The organism is Stenotrophomonas sp. (assembly GCF_032056425.1).
Lineage (GTDB): Bacteria > Pseudomonadota > Gammaproteobacteria > Xanthomonadales > Xanthomonadaceae > Stenotrophomonas.
Genome location: NZ_DAMBCN010000036.1, coordinates 1 through 14969, shown reverse-complemented (window position 1 = coordinate 14969; position 14969 = coordinate 1). Strand labels below are relative to the sequence as shown.

15 protein-coding genes are annotated in these 14969 nt (G+C 69.1%); 6 read left to right on the top strand and 9 right to left on the bottom strand.

The features are described 5' to 3' along the window. Positions 1-28: 28 nt before the first annotated feature. From RTY46_RS18075 to pdeM, 4 genes are read left to right on the top strand one after another with little or no spacing between them, the layout of a single operon-like run. Positions 29-1027: a ligase-associated DNA damage response exonuclease gene (locus RTY46_RS18075; protein WP_312710124.1), complete on the top strand. Its 999-nt coding sequence runs from the start codon at positions 29-31 to the stop codon at positions 1025-1027. Beyond that, a complete protein-coding gene (locus tag RTY46_RS18070) occupies positions 1024-2631 on the top strand; it encodes an ATP-dependent DNA ligase (RefSeq protein ID WP_312710122.1) in 1608 nt (535 codons plus the stop codon). The genes RTY46_RS18075 and RTY46_RS18070 overlap by 4 nt, the downstream gene beginning before the upstream one ends. Continuing rightward, a complete protein-coding gene (locus RTY46_RS18065) occupies positions 2628-5087 on the top strand; it encodes a ligase-associated DNA damage response DEXH box helicase (RefSeq protein ID WP_312710121.1) in 2460 nt (819 codons plus the stop codon). Before RTY46_RS18070 ends, RTY46_RS18065 begins: the two co-directional genes overlap by 4 nt. Then, on the top strand, positions 5077-5718 hold the full coding sequence (gene pdeM, locus RTY46_RS18060) for a ligase-associated DNA damage response endonuclease PdeM (RefSeq protein WP_312710139.1): 642 nt from the start codon (positions 5077-5079) through the stop codon (positions 5716-5718). The genes RTY46_RS18065 and pdeM overlap by 11 nt, the downstream gene beginning before the upstream one ends. A gap of 2 nt (positions 5719-5720) precedes the next feature. Here pdeM and RTY46_RS18055 read toward each other — a convergent pair whose 3' ends face one another. From RTY46_RS18055 to RTY46_RS18020, 8 genes are all read right to left on the bottom strand, one after another. Then, complete coding sequence (locus RTY46_RS18055) at positions 5721-5990, bottom strand: hypothetical protein (RefSeq protein ID WP_312710119.1); 270 nt, start codon at positions 5988-5990, stop codon at positions 5721-5723. Between the two features lie 176 nt (positions 5991-6166). Then, entirely contained in the window at positions 6167-7450 is a 1284-nt protein-coding gene (locus RTY46_RS18050; RefSeq protein ID WP_312710118.1) for an NAD(P)/FAD-dependent oxidoreductase, read from the bottom strand. A gap of 125 nt (positions 7451-7575) precedes the next feature. Then, positions 7576-7782: a cold-shock protein gene (locus RTY46_RS18045; RefSeq protein ID WP_005410590.1), complete on the bottom strand. Its 207-nt coding sequence runs from the start codon at positions 7780-7782 to the stop codon at positions 7576-7578. An 87-nt stretch (positions 7783-7869) separates the two neighbouring features. After that, a complete protein-coding gene (locus RTY46_RS18040; protein ID WP_108750698.1) occupies positions 7870-8616 on the bottom strand; it encodes an S-methyl-5'-thioinosine phosphorylase in 747 nt (248 codons plus the stop codon). A gap of 82 nt (positions 8617-8698) precedes the next feature. Further along, entirely contained in the window at positions 8699-9253 is a 555-nt protein-coding gene (locus RTY46_RS18035; RefSeq protein WP_312710117.1) for a hypoxanthine-guanine phosphoribosyltransferase, read from the bottom strand. Next, on the bottom strand, positions 9253-10260 hold the full coding sequence (nagZ, locus tag RTY46_RS18030; protein ID WP_108750700.1) for a beta-N-acetylhexosaminidase: 1008 nt from the start codon (positions 10258-10260) through the stop codon (positions 9253-9255). Before nagZ ends, RTY46_RS18035 begins: the two co-directional genes overlap by 1 nt. Positions 10261-10415: 155 nt before the next feature. Beyond that, the gene (locus tag RTY46_RS18025) at positions 10416-11108 is read right to left on the bottom strand and encodes a DsbA family oxidoreductase (RefSeq protein ID WP_312710115.1); all 693 of its coding nucleotides are present in this window, start codon (positions 11106-11108) and stop codon (positions 10416-10418) included. A 71-nt stretch (positions 11109-11179) separates the two neighbouring features. Continuing rightward, on the bottom strand, positions 11180-11665 hold the full coding sequence (locus RTY46_RS18020; RefSeq protein WP_312710113.1) for a CYTH domain-containing protein: 486 nt from the start codon (positions 11663-11665) through the stop codon (positions 11180-11182). A gap of 90 nt (positions 11666-11755) precedes the next feature. Here RTY46_RS18020 and RTY46_RS18015 point away from each other — a divergent pair, with 90 nt between their 5' ends. Next, positions 11756-12379, top strand: coding sequence for a hypothetical protein (locus tag RTY46_RS18015; RefSeq protein ID WP_312710112.1), 624 nt, complete (start codon positions 11756-11758; stop codon positions 12377-12379). Between the two features lie 58 nt (positions 12380-12437). Here RTY46_RS18015 and rlmD read toward each other — a convergent pair whose 3' ends face one another. Next, complete coding sequence (gene rlmD, locus RTY46_RS18010; protein ID WP_312710110.1) at positions 12438-13772, bottom strand: 23S rRNA (uracil(1939)-C(5))-methyltransferase RlmD; 1335 nt, start codon at positions 13770-13772, stop codon at positions 12438-12440. Between the two features lie 128 nt (positions 13773-13900). Here rlmD and RTY46_RS18005 point away from each other — a divergent pair, with 128 nt between their 5' ends. Beyond that, on the top strand, positions 13901-14623 hold the full coding sequence (locus RTY46_RS18005; protein ID WP_312710109.1) for a response regulator: 723 nt from the start codon (positions 13901-13903) through the stop codon (positions 14621-14623). Positions 14624-14969 lie beyond the last annotated feature (346 nt).

Sequence of the window (14969 nt, the reverse complement as noted above, 5' to 3'; positions counted from 1 at the left end):
TGCACGAGCGCCGCGCCAGAGTGGCGGCATGAGCGACAACGAAGATCTGGTGGTATTGCGGCCAGAAGGCCTGTACTGCGCGGCGGGCGATTTCCACATCGACCCGTGGCGGCCGGTGCCGCGCGCGGTCATCACCCATGGCCACGGCGACCATGCACGCCCGGGCATGGGCGAATACCACTGCAGCACCGGCAGCGTGCCGATCCTGCGCTGGCGCCTGGGCGACGTGCCCCTGCATGCGCATGACGAAGGAACGCCCTTTGCGCTGGGTCGGGTGCAGGTATCGCTGCACCCGGCGGGGCATGTGCTGGGGTCGGCGCAGGTGCGCATCGATGATGGCCGCCAGGTCTGGGTGGCCTCGGGCGACTACAAGCGCCAGCACGATCCCACCTGCACGCCGTTCGAAGTAGTGCCCTGCGATACCTTCATCAGCGAAGCCACCTTCGCCCTGCCGATCTACCGCTGGCCGCACACCGCCGATGTCGCCGCCGACATCGTGGCCTGGCGCCGCGAATGCGCCGCGCGCGGGGAAGCGGCGGTGCTGCTGTGCTATGCCCTGGGCAAGGCCCAACGCGTGCTGGCCGAACTGCTGCCGCTGGACGACCAACCGGCCTGGCTGCACGGCGCCATCGCCAACGGCGTGGCGGTGTACCGCCAGGCCGGCGTGGACATGCTGGACACCGTGACCGTATCCGAACAGGGGCGCACACCCGATGCGGCCGGCCAGCTGATCCTGGCCCCGCCCTCGGCAGCCGGCACGACGTGGCTGCGCCGTTTTGGCCGCCACCAGCTGGGCTTTGCTTCGGGGTGGATGCATCTGCGCGGCAACCGGCGCCGGCGCAATGTCGATCGTGGCTTCGTCATTTCCGACCACGCCGATTGGCCGGCACTGCTGCAGACCATCGAACAGACCGGCGCGCGCCGCATCATCGCCACCCACGGCAACACCGATGCGCTGATCCCGTTCCTGCGCGAACGCGGTGTCGCCGCCGAGGCCTTCAGCACCGACTTCGGGGCCGAGGAATGAAGGCCTTCGCCGCGCTCTACCAACGCCTGGACCGCAGCACAGCAACGCTGGACAAACGCGCGGCGCTGGTCGATTACTTCCGCACGGCGCGCCCGCACGATGCAGCGTGGGCGGTGTACCTGCTGAGCGGCGGCAAGGTGGGCGGCGCGCGCCGCAAGGTGGCGGCCAGCAGTGAACTGCGGCGCTGGATTGCCGAGGCGTCCGCGCTTCCGCCGTGGCTGGTGGACGACAGCTATGCGCAGGTGGGCGATCTGGCGGAGACGCTGACCCTGCTGCTGGATGATCCGGCCACACCCGCCCCGGACCGCGCACTGGCCGACTGGATCGAGCAGCACCTGCTGGCGGTGGCCAACCACGACGAAGCGCTGCGACATGCCGCGGTACTGCAGGGCTGGCAGCAGCTTCCCGCGGCCGAACGCCTGGTGTTCAACAAGCTGCTGACCGGCGCGCTGCGTGTGGGCGTATCGCAGCGACTGGTACAGCAGGCGCTGGCCGAATGGTCGGGGTTGGATATCGCGCGGATCGCCCAGCGCATGCTGGGTGAGTGGGTGCCCTCGCCCACCGCGATGTCACAGCTGCTGTCGGCAGAGGAACTGCCCAGCGATCGCCAGCAACCCTACCCGTTCTTCCTGGCCTCGCCGCTGGAAGGCGTGCCGGCCGAGCGGCTGGGCGCGCTGCAGGACTGGCTGCTGGAATGGAAGTGGGATGGCATACGCCTGCAGCTGCTGCGCCGAAGCGACGAAGTAGCGTTGTGGTCGCGCGGTGAAGAACGGCTGGACGGCCGTTTTCCGGAAATCGAGCAGGCCGCCGCCGCCCTGCCCGACGGCTGCGTGATCGACGGCGAGCTGTTGGCATGGGATACGGCCGATGACCTGCCGCGCCCCTTCACTGCGTTGCAGACCCGCATCCAGCGCCGCAAACCCGGTGCGGCCACCCTGCGCAACACCCCGGTGCGCGTGCTGGCCTACGACCTGCTGGAACACGATGGCCGGGACCTGCGCGGGCTGCCCCTGCACGAACGCCGCGCGCAACTGGCGCAGCTGCTCGGTGCACTGGCCGATCCGCGCCTGCAGATGTCGCCGCAGGTCGCTGCCGACGACTGGGACGATGCAGCGCGCCTGCGCGAGGCCGCCCGCGAGCGGGGCGTGGAAGGCCTGATGATCAAGCGCCGCGATTCGGTCTACCAGGCGGGGCGCCGGCGCGGCGACTGGTGGAAATGGAAAATCGACCCGCTCACCGTCGACGCGGTATTGCTCTATGCACAGGCCGGCCACGGCCGGCGCAGCACGCTGTACACCGATTACACCTTCGGCGTGTGGGACGGTGAAACGCTGGTGCCGGTGGCCAAGGCCTATTCGGGCCTGGACGACAAGGAAATCCTTGCGCTGGACCGCTGGATCCGCGCGCACACGCGCGAGCGCTTCGGGCCCGTTCGCAGTGTCGACGCCGTGCAGGTGTTCGAACTGGGGTTCGAAGCGGTCAACCGCAGCAACCGTCACAAGTCGGGTATTGCCTTGCGCTTTCCACGCATCCTGCGCTGGCGCCATGACAAGCCCGCCAGCGAAGCCGACCAGCTGCACACCCTGCAGGCACTGGCGCGATGACGCGCGCACAGGCCCTGCAGCGCCTGCAGGCGTGGTTCGCCTCGCGCGGCTGGCGCCCGCTGCCGTTCCAGCGCGCGATGTGGCGACACTACCTGGCGGGCGAATCCGGTCTGCTGCACACGCCCACCGGCAGTGGCAAGACGCTGGCGATGTTCGGCGGCCCGCTGCTGCAGGCCTTGATCGATCCACCGCCTGCACCGGCACGGGCGAACGCCGTGCGCCCGTTGCAGATGGTGTGGATCACGCCGCTGCGGGCCCTGGCCAGCGATACCGCGCGCGCACTGCAGGCGGCCATCGATGGCGTTGGACTGGGCTGGAAAGTGGGCCTGCGCAGCGGCGATGCCAGCAGCCGCGAGCGTCGCCAGGCCCGCGAAGGCCGGGTGGATGTACTGGTGACCACACCAGAATCACTGGCGCTGTTGCTGAGCTACCCCGACACCCTGCCGCGCATGCGCCAGCTGCGCTGCGTGGTGGTGGACGAGTGGCACGAGCTGCTGGGCAACAAGCGTGGCGTGCTGCTGCAGTTGAACCTGGCGCGACTGCGCGACAGTACCCCGGCGCTGCAGCTGTGGGGGCTGTCGGCCACCCTGGGCAATCTGGCGCAGGCGCGGCAGGTGCTGTTGCCCGACCGGCCCGCGGCGCCGGTAGTGGAAGGTGCGCGGCAACGCCCAGTGCAGGTGCAGACCCTGCTGCCCGAACCGGGCGAGCGTTTCCCGTGGGCCGGCCACCTCGGCTTGGCGCAGCTGCCACGGGTGCTGCACGCCGTCATGGACGCACGCAGCACGCTGCTGTTCACCAACACCCGCGCCCAGGCCGAGCTGTGGCACCAGGCACTTTCCGCGGTGTGGCCGGAGGACGCCGCAACACTGGCCCTGCACCACGGCTCGCTGGACCCGACCCTGCGCCAGCAGGTGGAAGACGGCTTGCGTGCCGGCACGCTGCGCTGCGTGGTGGCCACCTCCAGCCTGGACCTGGGGGTCGATTTCCCGGAGGTGGACCAGGTACTGCAGCTGGGCAGCCCCAAGGGCGTGGCGCGCCTGCGCCAGCGCGCCGGGCGCGCCCGCCACCGCCCCGGCGCCAGCGGCCGCATCACCTGCGTTCCCAGCCACGCGCTGGAAGTGGCGGAGTTTGCGGCGGTGCGCAACGCGCTGCGCGAGGGCGTGGTGGAAGCGCGTCCGCCGCCCGTACTGTCACTGGATGTGCTGGCCCAGCATGCGGTGAGCTGCGCGCTGGCTGGCGGTTTCCAGGCCGATGCATTGCTGGCCCAGGTACGGCGCACCCATGCCTTTACCGACCTGACCGCTGCGCAGTGGCAGGCCGTGCTGGACTTCATCGTGCAGGGTGGCCGGGCGTTGTCGCAGTATCCGGATTTCCACAAGGTGGTGATCGATGACACCGGCACCTACCGGGTACCCGATCGCCGCCAGGCCCTGCGCCACCGCCTGTCGATCGGCACCATCAGCAGCGATGGCAGCGTGCGCGTGCAGTTCCTGCGTGGCGGCGGCCTGGGCGCAGTGGAAGAACAGTTCGCCAGTCGGCTGCGCCCGGGTGATCGCTTCCAGTTCGCCGGGCGTCTGCTGGAACTGGTGCAGCTGCGTGACATGACCGCCTACGTGCGCGTGGCGCGTGGCCGCGGTGACGGCAGCGTGCCACGCTGGCAGGGCGGCCAGCTGCCGCTGTCGATGCCCTTGGGGCAGGCTGTGGCAGCGGTGCTGTCCGGGGCCGATGACAGTGTCGAATCGCGGTGGCTTGCGCCGCTGCTCGCGCTGCAGTCACGCGTGTCCGCACAGCCTGCGCCGGCGCAGCTGCTGGTGGAGGACGTGCGCCGCCGCGAGGGCCAGTTCCTGTTCGTCTACCCCTTCGCCGGGCGCAATGTGCATGAAGCGCTGGCAGCGCTGCTGGCACGGCGCTGCACGCGGCAGCAGCGCAACAGCATTGGCTACGCGGTGAACGATCACGGCCTGGTGCTGGCACCGGCACAGCCGATCAGCCTGGATGCACAGAGCTGGCAGGCATTGTTCAGCGCCGACGGGCTGCTGGATGACCTGCGTGCGGCGGTGAACCTGGGCGAGCTGGCGCGCCGCCAGTTCCGCGGCATCGCACGCGTGGCCGGACTGCTGGTGCCCAGCCTGCCCGGTGGCATGCCGCGCTCGCTGCGCCAGCTGCAGGCCTCGGCGGGCCTGCTCTACGACGTCCTGCGCCAGCACGATCCGGAGCACCTGCTGCTGGACCTGGCCGAGCAGGAAGTGCTGCGTGACGCATTGGATCTGCCCGGCCTGCAGCAGACCCTGGCACGCATCAGCGGGCAGACGGTGTCGCTGCAGCAGCCCGCGTCACTCACGCCGCTGGCTTTCCCGCTGTGGGCCGAGCGCCTGCGCGGGCAATTCAGCAACGAAGACTGGCGCACCCGCGTGCAGCGCGCCGCGCAACAGCTGGAGCGCCGCCATCAACGCTGAACTGCCCCTGCAACTGGCCGGTGAAACGCTGCGCATGCTGGGCGCGCGTGCGCTGTTGTGGCCGGCACGCCAGGCGCTGCTGATTGCTGACCTGCACCTGGGTAAGGCCGATGTGTTCCGTCGCGCGGGCATCGCACTGCCCTCGGGCGGCACCCAGACTGACCTGCAGCGGCTGCAGGTGCTTGTGCAGCAGCATGCATGCCGCGAACTATGGATCCTCGGTGACATGCTGCATGGCCCGCTGCACCGCAGCGTGTGGCAGGCGCAATGGCTGGCCTGGCGCGAGCAGCAGCCCGCCCTGGACGTGCATGTGATCCGCGGCAACCATGACCGCCAGCTCAGTGCAGCCGCACTGCAGGTGCAGCTGCACGCGCAGGTGCGGCTAGGCGACATCGTGCTGCGCCACGAACCAGAGCCCGAGCCCGATGCCTGCGTCATTGCCGGTCACGTGCATCCGCAGATCGCCCTGCCAGCGCTGCGCCGCCGCTTTTCCGCGTTCTGGCTGCGCCCCGGGGTCAGCGTGCTGCCGGCATTCTCCGCTTTTACCGCTGGCGTGGTCGTACCGCCAGCACGCGATGAGCAGCGCATCGCCTGCGTCGAGGGCACCCTGGTGCCGCTGCCTGCCCGCTAGGATCAGGCCGGGCGGGCCAGCATGTCCGGCATCAGTCGAAACGTGGGTTCGCTGCTGCCCGAGTGGCGCGGCAGCGCGCGCACGGCGGCGAGCATTTCCTGCGCACAGGTGCGGATGTACCCATGGTGCTCGGCGCCCGCGTGGCTGATCAGGCTGCCCACGTGGAATTCAAAGACATCCTCCAGCACGTCGGGCTGGTCCTCGTGCAGCATCTGCAGCAGACCGCGCAGTTTGCAGATTTCCGATTCCAGCTCGTGGACCGCGAACAACATGGCATCCTCCTTCGAACAGGCGGCGCATCCGGGCCGCAGCAGGCCGCGACGGCGCGGCCGCCCGGGCCATGCGCGAAGTTCGATCACGGAGTGTTCGATCACGGAAAGGAAAACGGGCGACGCGGCGTGCGCGTGCAACCCTGTTCTCGCACACCTGCGGTGAGGTGTTCGTTATTTCACGTGACGGGCACGTTCACAGCGGGCACGACAACGGTGCTCGATGCGGTGTGGGCGGGCGCTGCCGCCAGCGCGGCGATGAAGTCGGCCTCCAGCGGCAGTTTGCCGAACCAACCGTGCTGGGTGCCGCTGAGCACGCGCAGCATGTGCCCGCGCCCGCCCGGCATGCGCCCCATCGGGCCCAGCAGCACATCGCGTGCATGCGCCCAGAGATCGCCATTGGACTGGAACAGCGGCGTCAGCCAGCGGCTCCAGCGCTGGTATACCGCCACATGCGCGCGCCGTTGCGCCTGGTAGGCCTGCAGCGCGGCTTCGCCACGGTGGCTGCGCAGCGCATCGCGCAGCGCCAATGCATCGATCAGGGCCATGTTCACGCCCTGCCCCAGCTGCGGGCTCATGGAATGCGCGGCGTCACCGGCCAGTACCAGCCGGTTATGGTGCCAGCGCTTCATCACCGCATCGCGGTACACCGCGCGCGCGAGCTGGCCGGCATCACGCAGGTGGTCGAATCGCGCGCTGGCCTGCGGCCACAGCGCGTGCAGTTCCTGCAGCCAGGGCGCCATGCCGTCCTGCTGCCAGCGCTCGAAATCGCTGCGCGGCAGGCTCCAGAAGAAGCTCAGCCGGGGCGTGTCATCGCCGGGACGGGTGCCTACGGGCAGCAGCCCGATCATCTTGCGCGCCGCCACGTAGCGCTGCCGCAGTTCCTGCATGTGCGGCCAGTCCTCGGCGGGCAACAGGCACCACAGCGCCCCCCACGGGTACACCCGGTCCAGCGCCGTGCCGCCTTCGACGGTGCCGCGCAGGGTGGACGCTGCGCCGTCGGCGGCGACCACCAGGTCGAACGGGCCGTGCCAGCGCCCCTGCGCATCGCGTACGCGCCCCTGCGCGCTGTCCACCGCCTCGATGGCGGTGCCCACGTGCAGGTGGCCGGCGCCTGCGCGCGCCTCCTCCAGCAAAGCGAACAGGGCGCCGCGCTGCATGCCCAGCCCATGCAGGCGGGCATCCAGGCCGGCATAGCCCATGTCCATCACCGCACGTTCGCAGGGCGTATCGCCGTACAGGCGGTGCACCGGCGCGGCATGTGCGCGCACCGCATCGAGCAGACCCATCTGCCACAGCACCTGCAGGCCGCTGGGCTGCAGCAGGAAGCCGGCGCCCACCGGGCCGGGCGTGGACACGCGTTCGAAGATCTCCACCTCGTGGCCATCACGGGTGAGCAGGATGGCCAATGCCTGGCCAGCGGTGCCGTAGCCGATCACGGCAATGCGCAGTCGTTCCGTCATGCCCGCATTGTGCCCGAGGCGTGGTCGGAATGGAGCGGCAGCCATCGCGCGCGCAGCGCATCGTGGCCGCATTGCGCAAAAAAAAACCCCGCCGCAGCGGGGTTTTCAACGCACTGTCGAGTGGATCACTCGGCCGGCGTAATGTTCGAAGCCTGGGCGCCCTTCGGGCCCTGGGTCACGTCATAGGTGACACGCTGGCCTTCCTGCAGGCTGCGGAAGCCCTTGGAGTTGATGGCGGAGAAGTGCGCGAACACGTCGGCGCTGCCATCCTCCGGCGAGATGAAGCCAAATCCCTTGGCGTCGTTGAACCACTTGACGGTACCGTTCGGCATGTTAATGCGAGACCTTTGCAATGAATGGGTGGTGTACGCTGAACCCGCGTACCGGCTGAGTATGCAAAGCTTGCCCGAGGATGACAATCACCCCCGCGCCAATTCGCCTACCAGTTCCGGAAGTCCGTTGCTGGCGGCCTGCACGTTTGCCAGCACTTCGGCCATGGTGATCTCCTCGCCGTCGCCACAGCCGGCGGCCCAGTTGGCCACGATCGCCAGGCAGGCGTAATCCAGCCCCAGCTCCCGTGCCAGCGCGGCTTCAGGCATGCCGGTCATGCCCACCAGATCGCAACCATCGCGGCGCATGCGGGCGATTTCAGCAATGGTTTCCAGGCGCGGGCCCTGGGTGGCGCCGTAGCAGCCGCCGTCGTGCACCTTCACCCCGGTCACCTTCGCCGCCGCCAGGATCTTGCTGCGCAGCATCGGCGTGTACGGATGACCGAAATCGACGTGGACCACGTCGGTGCCGTCTTCTTCGCAGATCGTGCTGATACGACCCCACGTGTAATCGATTACCTGGTCCGGACAGGCCAGCACGCGCGGACCGAAGTCGTCGCCGATGCCGCCCACCGTGTTCAGCGCCAGCACGCGCTGCGCGCCGATCTGCTGCAGCGCGGCCAGGTTGGCGCGGTAGTTGATCTTGTGCGGCGGCAGCGAATGGCCCTCACCGTGGCGGGCCAGGAAGGCCACGCGATGGCCCAGCAGGGTGCCGACGCGCACCGGGCCCGACGGGCGTCCGAAACGGGTTTCGACCTCGTGGGTCTGCACGTCATCCAGCTTGGCCAGGTTGTAGACACCGGTACCGCCAATCACGGCCAGGGCAATCTGTTGCATGGGAATCACTCCGGAAAAAGACGAACGCCGGCACCCGAAGGCGCCGGCGACAGGGTGGGACCGGCCGCGGGCGGCCGCGCCGTCACTCCTTCATGGCATAGATGGCCGGCACGCAGCGCAGGGTCTCGTTCACATCCATGCCGAAGCCGAACACGTAGCGGTCGGGCAGCTCGATGCCGGCATAGTCAGCGCTGACATCGGCCAGTGCGCGGTCATGCTTCTTCACGGTCATGGCGGCAATGCGCACGTCGGTGGCGCCCTGTTCCAGGCACCAGGTGCGCACGCCCTGCAGGGTGTAGCCCTCGTCCAGGATGTCGTCCACCAGCAGCACGCGGCGGCCGAACAGCGAGGTGGCCGGCTTGTGCTTCCAGACCAGGTCGCCGCCGGTGGTTTCACCGCGGTAGCGGGTGGCGTGCAGGTAATCGAACTGCACGTCCTGGCCGCGCGCGCCCAGTTCCAGTGCCAGCTGGCCGGCGAACGGCAGTGCGCCGTGCATGATGGACAGGAACAGCGGCACCTCGCCCTTGTAGTCGCGCGCGATGGCGTCGGCGATGCTGGCAATGGCCTTGTCGATGGTGGGGCGGTCGACCAGCAGGTCAGCCTGGGCCAGGGCCTGGGAAATGGTGAGGTTCGGCATCAGACGGTTCTTCCAAGGGTTTGCAGCAGATGGGATTGGGTGGTGCCATGGCGGGCATCGGCCAGCAGGCCGTCCCAGCCAAGTGCGCCGCGGCCAAGCAGGCCCAGCAGCGCGGCGGTATTCAGTGAACGGCCCTGCACGGCGTGCAGGGCTTCATCGACCAGCTCGGGGTGGCAGACCAGCACCACGTCGCAGCCGGCATCGAGGTGGGCATGCACGCGCGCCGGCACGCCACCGGCGCTGTGCGAAGCGGCCATGCCGATGTCATCGGAGAACACCACGCCACGGAAGCCCAGCTCACCGCGCAGGATGTCCTGGATCCAGCGCGGCGAATAGCCGGCCGGCTCGGGCGCCACCTGCGGGTAGATCACGTGGGCCATCATCACCGCATCGGCACCGGCGGCAATGCCGGCGCCGAACGGCACCAGGTCCTGCGCGCGCAGTTCGTCCAGCGCGCGCGGGTCGATGGCGGTATCGACGTGGGTGTCTTCCAGCACGGTGCCGTGGCCGGGGAAATGCTTGAGCGTGGCGGCCATGCCCACCGCATGCATGCCGCGCACATAGGCGGCAGTGAAAGCGGCGACCACCTGCGGGTCTTCACTGAAGGCGCGGTTGCCGATGGCGCGGTTGCCACGGGCCAGATCCACCACCGGGGCGAAGCTGAGGTCCAGGCCGCTGGCGCGCACTTCACTGGCCATCAGCCAGGCGTGCTGTTCGGCCAGCGCCAGCGCCTGCTGCGGATCGCGCGCGTACAGGGCGCCGATGTCCTGCAGCGGCGGCAGTTCGCTGTAGCCCTCGCGGAAGCGCTGCACGCGGCCGCCTTCCTGGTCCACGCAGAGCAACTGCGGGCGCGGTGCGGCGGCGCGGATGGCGGCGGTCAGATCGGTCACCTGCTGGCGCGAGGCGAAGTTGCGCTTGAACAGCACCACCCCGGCCACGGCATCGTGCTGCAGCCAGTCGCGTTCCTGGGCGGTCAGTTCAGTGCCGGCAACGCCGATCAGCAGCATGGGTCGATCTCCACAACAGGCGCCCGCATGGCGCAGTGCCGCATTGTCGCAGAACCGGCCGATGGACGCAGTGTTCGGCTGAACACGGACACGGGGTCGGGCATGGGGTCAGAGCCCCTGCGGGGACCCGACCCCGGGCTCTGACCCCGCGCGGCTTACACGGCGCAGCCGTCCGGGCCGCAGGCGTCGTCACCCCCGGCGGCGGGCGCATCGCCCTGCTCGGCGGCGATCTGGCGCAGCGCCTGGGCGAACGCTTCTGGCGGCTGCGCGCCGGAGATTGCCCAGCGGCCATCAATCACAAAGGTGGGCACCGAGGAAATACCCAGCGCCTGCGCGTCGGCCAGCTTGGCCTGCACCTGGGCCAGGCCGCGATCGGATGCCAGCATCTGTTCGATTTCGGTCGCGGCCAGCCCGCCGGCCGCACCGGCCTTCACCAACACAGCGGGGTCGGCCAGGTTCTGGCCATGCTCGAAGTGGGCGCGGAACAGCGCTTCGCCCACCGCATCCTGCACGCCGTGTTCGCCGGCCAGCCACAGCAGGCGGTGCGCAGGCAGCGTGGTCACCCGCACCTGGCCCTGGCCGAAATCCATGGGCAGGCCCTCGGCCTGCGCGGTGGACTGGGTCTGGCCCAGGATCTGTTCGGTGCGCTCGGGCCCGCCGAACTTGCGCGCATAGGCCTGGCGCAGCGGGACCGGGATGGCATCGGCGTCGGGATCAAGCTGGAACGGCTGCCAATGGATGTCCAGTGCGGGCGTATCGGCGCCCAGCAACTGCACGCCCTGCTGGAAACGGTGCTTGCCGATCCAGCACCAGGGGCAGACCACGTCGGAATAGATATCGATTCTCATGCCCCGAAGATGGGGCCGCCCCGCGGTGGCAAAAGGGGGGCGTTGCCACGCGCTGCCGGAGAATCAGCGCTTCACCACTGTGAATAGGGATGACTGGCCAGCGCGACGTTGTAGTAGCGCGCATCGTCGGTCACTTCGGCGCCCACCCACGCCGGCAGATCGATGGCCTGGTCGGCGCTGTCCAGTTCCACTTCGGCCACCACCAGGCCGGCGTTGTCGCCCAGGAACTCGTCCACTTCCCAGGTCAGCCCCGCGTGTTCCACCAGGTGGCGACGCTTGTCGATCAGTCCGCCCACGCACAGCGCCAGCAGATCGCGGGCATCGGCCACCGGGATGGGGTAATCGAACTCCTGGCGGGTGTGCCCCAGGGCGCGCGACTTCAGGTTCAGCGCCGCCCGTTCGCCTTCGATGCGCACGCGCACCGAAGCATTCTGGCTGCCGCGATCCAGTGCGCCCATGTCGTTGATATAGCCCTGCGCCATCGGAATGACCCGATGCGCGGCGGTACGCCAACCGTCGCCGGTCACCAGAAACTTGCGTTCGATTTCAATGCCCATGCGCAAAGTATGCGGCCGCCAGCAGCGACCTGCCTACCCGGCGCGCGGCCGCGGCACTACACTGCGCCGCCCTGCAAGGATCGCTGAACCATGACACTGTCCCTTTCCACGCTGCGCCCGCTGGCGCTGGCCCTGCTGCTGCCCGCCGGCGCTGGCCTGGCACAGGTCCCTTCCATGCCCACCCTGCAACAGGCGCAGGACGCGATGGATCTGGCGATTGCCGAGCAGATCGCCGCGCGCCCGCGCAGTGACAGCAGCAGCCTGGTCGCGATGGCGTTCCGGCCCACGCTGGAATCGCTGAGCAGCTGCGCGGTGGGCAGCACCGCCGACACTGCCACGTGCATCGTGGTGGGCAGTGCGGGCATGAAATCGGGTGCGCGCCTGCTGCACCTGGCCTGGGTGGACGGCCAGTGGACCCTGCCCGATCCGCTCCGCCTGCCGACGCCCGCGCCCAGTCGCGAGGAAGTACAGCCGCTGCTGCGCGCGCATCTGGCGACCGTGGCGGCGCGTGAGAGCGATGCCGAGGAGCGCGCGCGCTTCATGCGGGCCGTGAACGACGCGCAGGTGCTGGAGGTTGCCGACTGCGAAGTGCCCGACGAGCGTGCCGTATTCGAATGTGCGGTCACCGCCCAGGTGGGCGATGAGCAAGGCACCGAAACACTGGCGTTCATCCGCGAGGATGGCCAGTGGCGCAGCGCGCCGGCGCCCCGATAGCCGACGCGACGCCACGTGTGGCGGCGGGCACCCGGGTCGTCCGGGTGCCCGCGTGTTGTCAGCGCTTTTCGAAGACCGCGATGCTTTCCACGTGCGCGGTGTGCGGGAACATGTCCATGGCACCGGCGCTGACCAGGGTGAAGCCCTGTTCGTTGACCAGGTAGCCGGCGTCGCGCGCCAGCGAACCGGGGTGGCAGCTGACATAGACGATGCGCTTGAACTGCTTCAGCGGCAACTGCTGCAGCACTTCGATCGCGCCCGAGCGCGGCGGATCCAGCAGCAGCTTGTCGAAGCCCTGGCGCATCCACGGGGTGGCGCGCTGGTCCTGGGTCAGGTCGGCGCTGAAGAACTGGGCATTGGCCAGGCCGTTGCGCTCGGCGTTCTCGCGGGCGCGCGCGACCAGGCCGGCATCGCCTTCCACGCCCACCACTTCGCGCACCTTGCGTGCCAGCGGCAGGGTGAAATTGCCCAGGCCGCAGAACAGGTCGAGCACGCGCTCATCGGCGCCCGGCTCCAGCAGCTCCAGCGCGCGGGCGATCATCGCCTCGTTCAGCTTGGCATTGACCTGGATGAAATCCAGCGGGCGGAACGCCAGTTCCACGTCCCACGGCGCCAGCCGGAACGACAGCGGCACGCCCTGCCCGTCCAGCGGGTGCACGGTGTCCAGGCCACCCGGCTGCAGGTAGATGGCAAAGCCGTGCTGCTGGCCGAACGCGGCCCAGGCGGCGCGGTCGGCGTCGCTGAGCGGCTGCAGGTGGCGCACGGTCAGGGCAATGGCGTTGTCGCCGCCGATGAACTCGATCTGCGGAATGTCGCGCTTGCCATCCAGGCCTTCGATGAAGGTGGACAGGTCCTGAACCTTGGTGCCGATTTCCGGGATCACGGTCAGGCACTGGCTCAGGTCGGCCACGAAACGCGGATCCTGTTCGCGGAAGCCGACCAGGGTCTTGTCCTTCTTTTCCACCCGGCGCACCGAGAAGCGGCCCTTGCGGCGGTAGCCCCAGCTGTCACCGACCAGCGGCGGCAGCACGGTGCCCGGGGTGACGTGTCCGATCCGCTCCAGGTTGTCCATCAGCACGCGCTGCTTGGCCATGATCTGCTGGCTTTCGTCCAGGTGCTGCAGCACGCAGCCGGCACAGGTGCCGAAGTGCGGGCACTTGGGGGTGACGCGCTGCGGCGAGGCCTGCAGCACTTCCACCGTGCGCGCCTCATCGAAATGACGGCTGCGGGCGGTCTGTTCGGCCATCACCACTTCGCCGGGCAGGGCGCCGCTGATGAAGGTGACCTTGCCGCCTTCGCCTTCACGGCGGGCGACACCGCGACCGTCATGGCTGAGGTCGAGGATTTCGGTCTGGAACGGGGTACGGTCGATGCGGGAACGGGATCGGGCCACGTGGCGACAGGCTGCGGGCAAAAAAGGGCGCATATTGTCGCAGATCCTGGCCGGGCGGTCCGATGGCCGCTTGCACACGCCGCCGCCGTGCATGATGATTGTCCACAGCTGACATGGAGGCAGCCCTGATGCAGATGACCCCGCGGACCAGCCGGCCCCGCTTCCTGCTTGTCGAGGACGACATCATCAGCCGTGGTTTTTTCAAAGCGGCGTTGGAAACGTTACCAGCCGATGTGGACACCGCTGACTCACTGGCCAGCGCGCTGGCCCGTGGCGAGCCCGGCGCACACGACCTCTGGCTGATTGACGTCAACCTGCCGGACGGCAATGGCGCCCAGCTGCTGCAGGCGCTGCGTCTGTCGCACCCGGACACGCCGGCGTTGGCGCATACCGCCGACGGCGATGCTTCCATCCATGCCGGGCTGCGTGAAGCCGGCTTCAGCGACACACTGGTGAAGCCGCTGGGCCGCGACCAGTTGTTGAAAGCCGTGCGCCGTGCACTGGTGAACCGTCCTGGCGCAACGCCCCTGCCACCGGCATCGACGGAGCTGGCGGTGGAGGACTGGGATGAGACCGCAGCGCTGGCGGCGCTGAATGGCCAGCGCAACCACCTGATTGCCCTGCGCGAACTGTTCCTGGCCGAGTTGCCGGGAGTACGCGATGCGGTCGAACAGGCGGTGGACCAGCACGATGAGCGCCTGCTGCGCAGCCACCTGCATCGGCTGCAGGCCAGCTGTGGTTTCGTGGGGGCGGCCCGGCTGGGCCGCGCCGTGCGCCAGCTGCACCACTCCCCTGACTCCGGGCAGGCCCAGGCGGGTTTCCGCGCCGCCGTGGCGTCTCTGCTGCACTGAAGGTGTGTGGGGGGGGCGGCAGGGCTTGCAGCCCTGCACCTGCCGAATCAACGTCAACGTCAACATCAACAGCGCGCATTCCGTGGGATGGCGGGGTGGTGCGGGTGGGCAGGACACGCCGTAAACCCGTCCATGGGGGCTCGTAGGCGCCATCCATGGCGCCTGCGGTCCTGCCCACCCGCACCACCCCGCCTCTGACGGATTCCCGCAACTGTCGGAACGGCACGGGGTCGGATCCCGTTGCTGCGCAACGGGCTCTGACCCCAGAAACAATCCGGTATCTGACAGATTGTGTCGACCAAGGTCGACACCTACCAGAGCAAGATGCGGTGCCGACAGATCGCGG

What these genes read in the sequence shown, in the direction of transcription:
- RTY46_RS18050 (WP_312710118.1), bottom strand. Translation starts at nt 7,450, where the DNA reads ATGACGGAACGACTGCGCATTGCCGTGATCGGCTACGGCACCGCTGGC.
- RTY46_RS18015 (WP_312710112.1), top strand. Translation starts at nt 11,756, where the DNA reads ATGACACTGTCCCTTTCCACGCTGCGCCCGCTGGCGCTGGCCCTGCTG.
- RTY46_RS18065 (WP_312710121.1), top strand. Translation starts at nt 2,628, where the DNA reads ATGACGCGCGCACAGGCCCTGCAGCGCCTGCAGGCGTGGTTCGCCTCG.
- RTY46_RS18020 (WP_312710113.1), bottom strand. Translation starts at nt 11,665, where the DNA reads ATGGGCATTGAAATCGAACGCAAGTTTCTGGTGACCGGCGACGGTTGG.
- RTY46_RS18045 (WP_005410590.1), bottom strand. Translation starts at nt 7,782, where the DNA reads ATGCCGAACGGTACCGTCAAGTGGTTCAACGACGCCAAGGGATTTGGC.
- RTY46_RS18070 (WP_312710122.1), top strand. Translation starts at nt 1,024, where the DNA reads ATGAAGGCCTTCGCCGCGCTCTACCAACGCCTGGACCGCAGCACAGCA.
- nagZ (WP_108750700.1), bottom strand. Translation starts at nt 10,260, where the DNA reads ATGCTGCTGATCGGCGTTGCCGGCACTGAACTGACCGCCCAGGAACGC.
- RTY46_RS18005 (WP_312710109.1), top strand. Translation starts at nt 13,901, where the DNA reads ATGCAGATGACCCCGCGGACCAGCCGGCCCCGCTTCCTGCTTGTCGAG.
- RTY46_RS18035 (WP_312710117.1), bottom strand. Translation starts at nt 9,253, where the DNA reads ATGCCGAACCTCACCATTTCCCAGGCCCTGGCCCAGGCTGACCTGCTG.
- RTY46_RS18025 (WP_312710115.1), bottom strand. Translation starts at nt 11,108, where the DNA reads ATGAGAATCGATATCTATTCCGACGTGGTCTGCCCCTGGTGCTGGATC.
- RTY46_RS18055 (WP_312710119.1), bottom strand. Translation starts at nt 5,990, where the DNA reads ATGTTGTTCGCGGTCCACGAGCTGGAATCGGAAATCTGCAAACTGCGC.
- RTY46_RS18075 (WP_312710124.1), top strand. Translation starts at nt 29, where the DNA reads ATGAGCGACAACGAAGATCTGGTGGTATTGCGGCCAGAAGGCCTGTAC.
- RTY46_RS18040 (WP_108750698.1), bottom strand. Translation starts at nt 8,616, where the DNA reads ATGCAACAGATTGCCCTGGCCGTGATTGGCGGTACCGGTGTCTACAAC.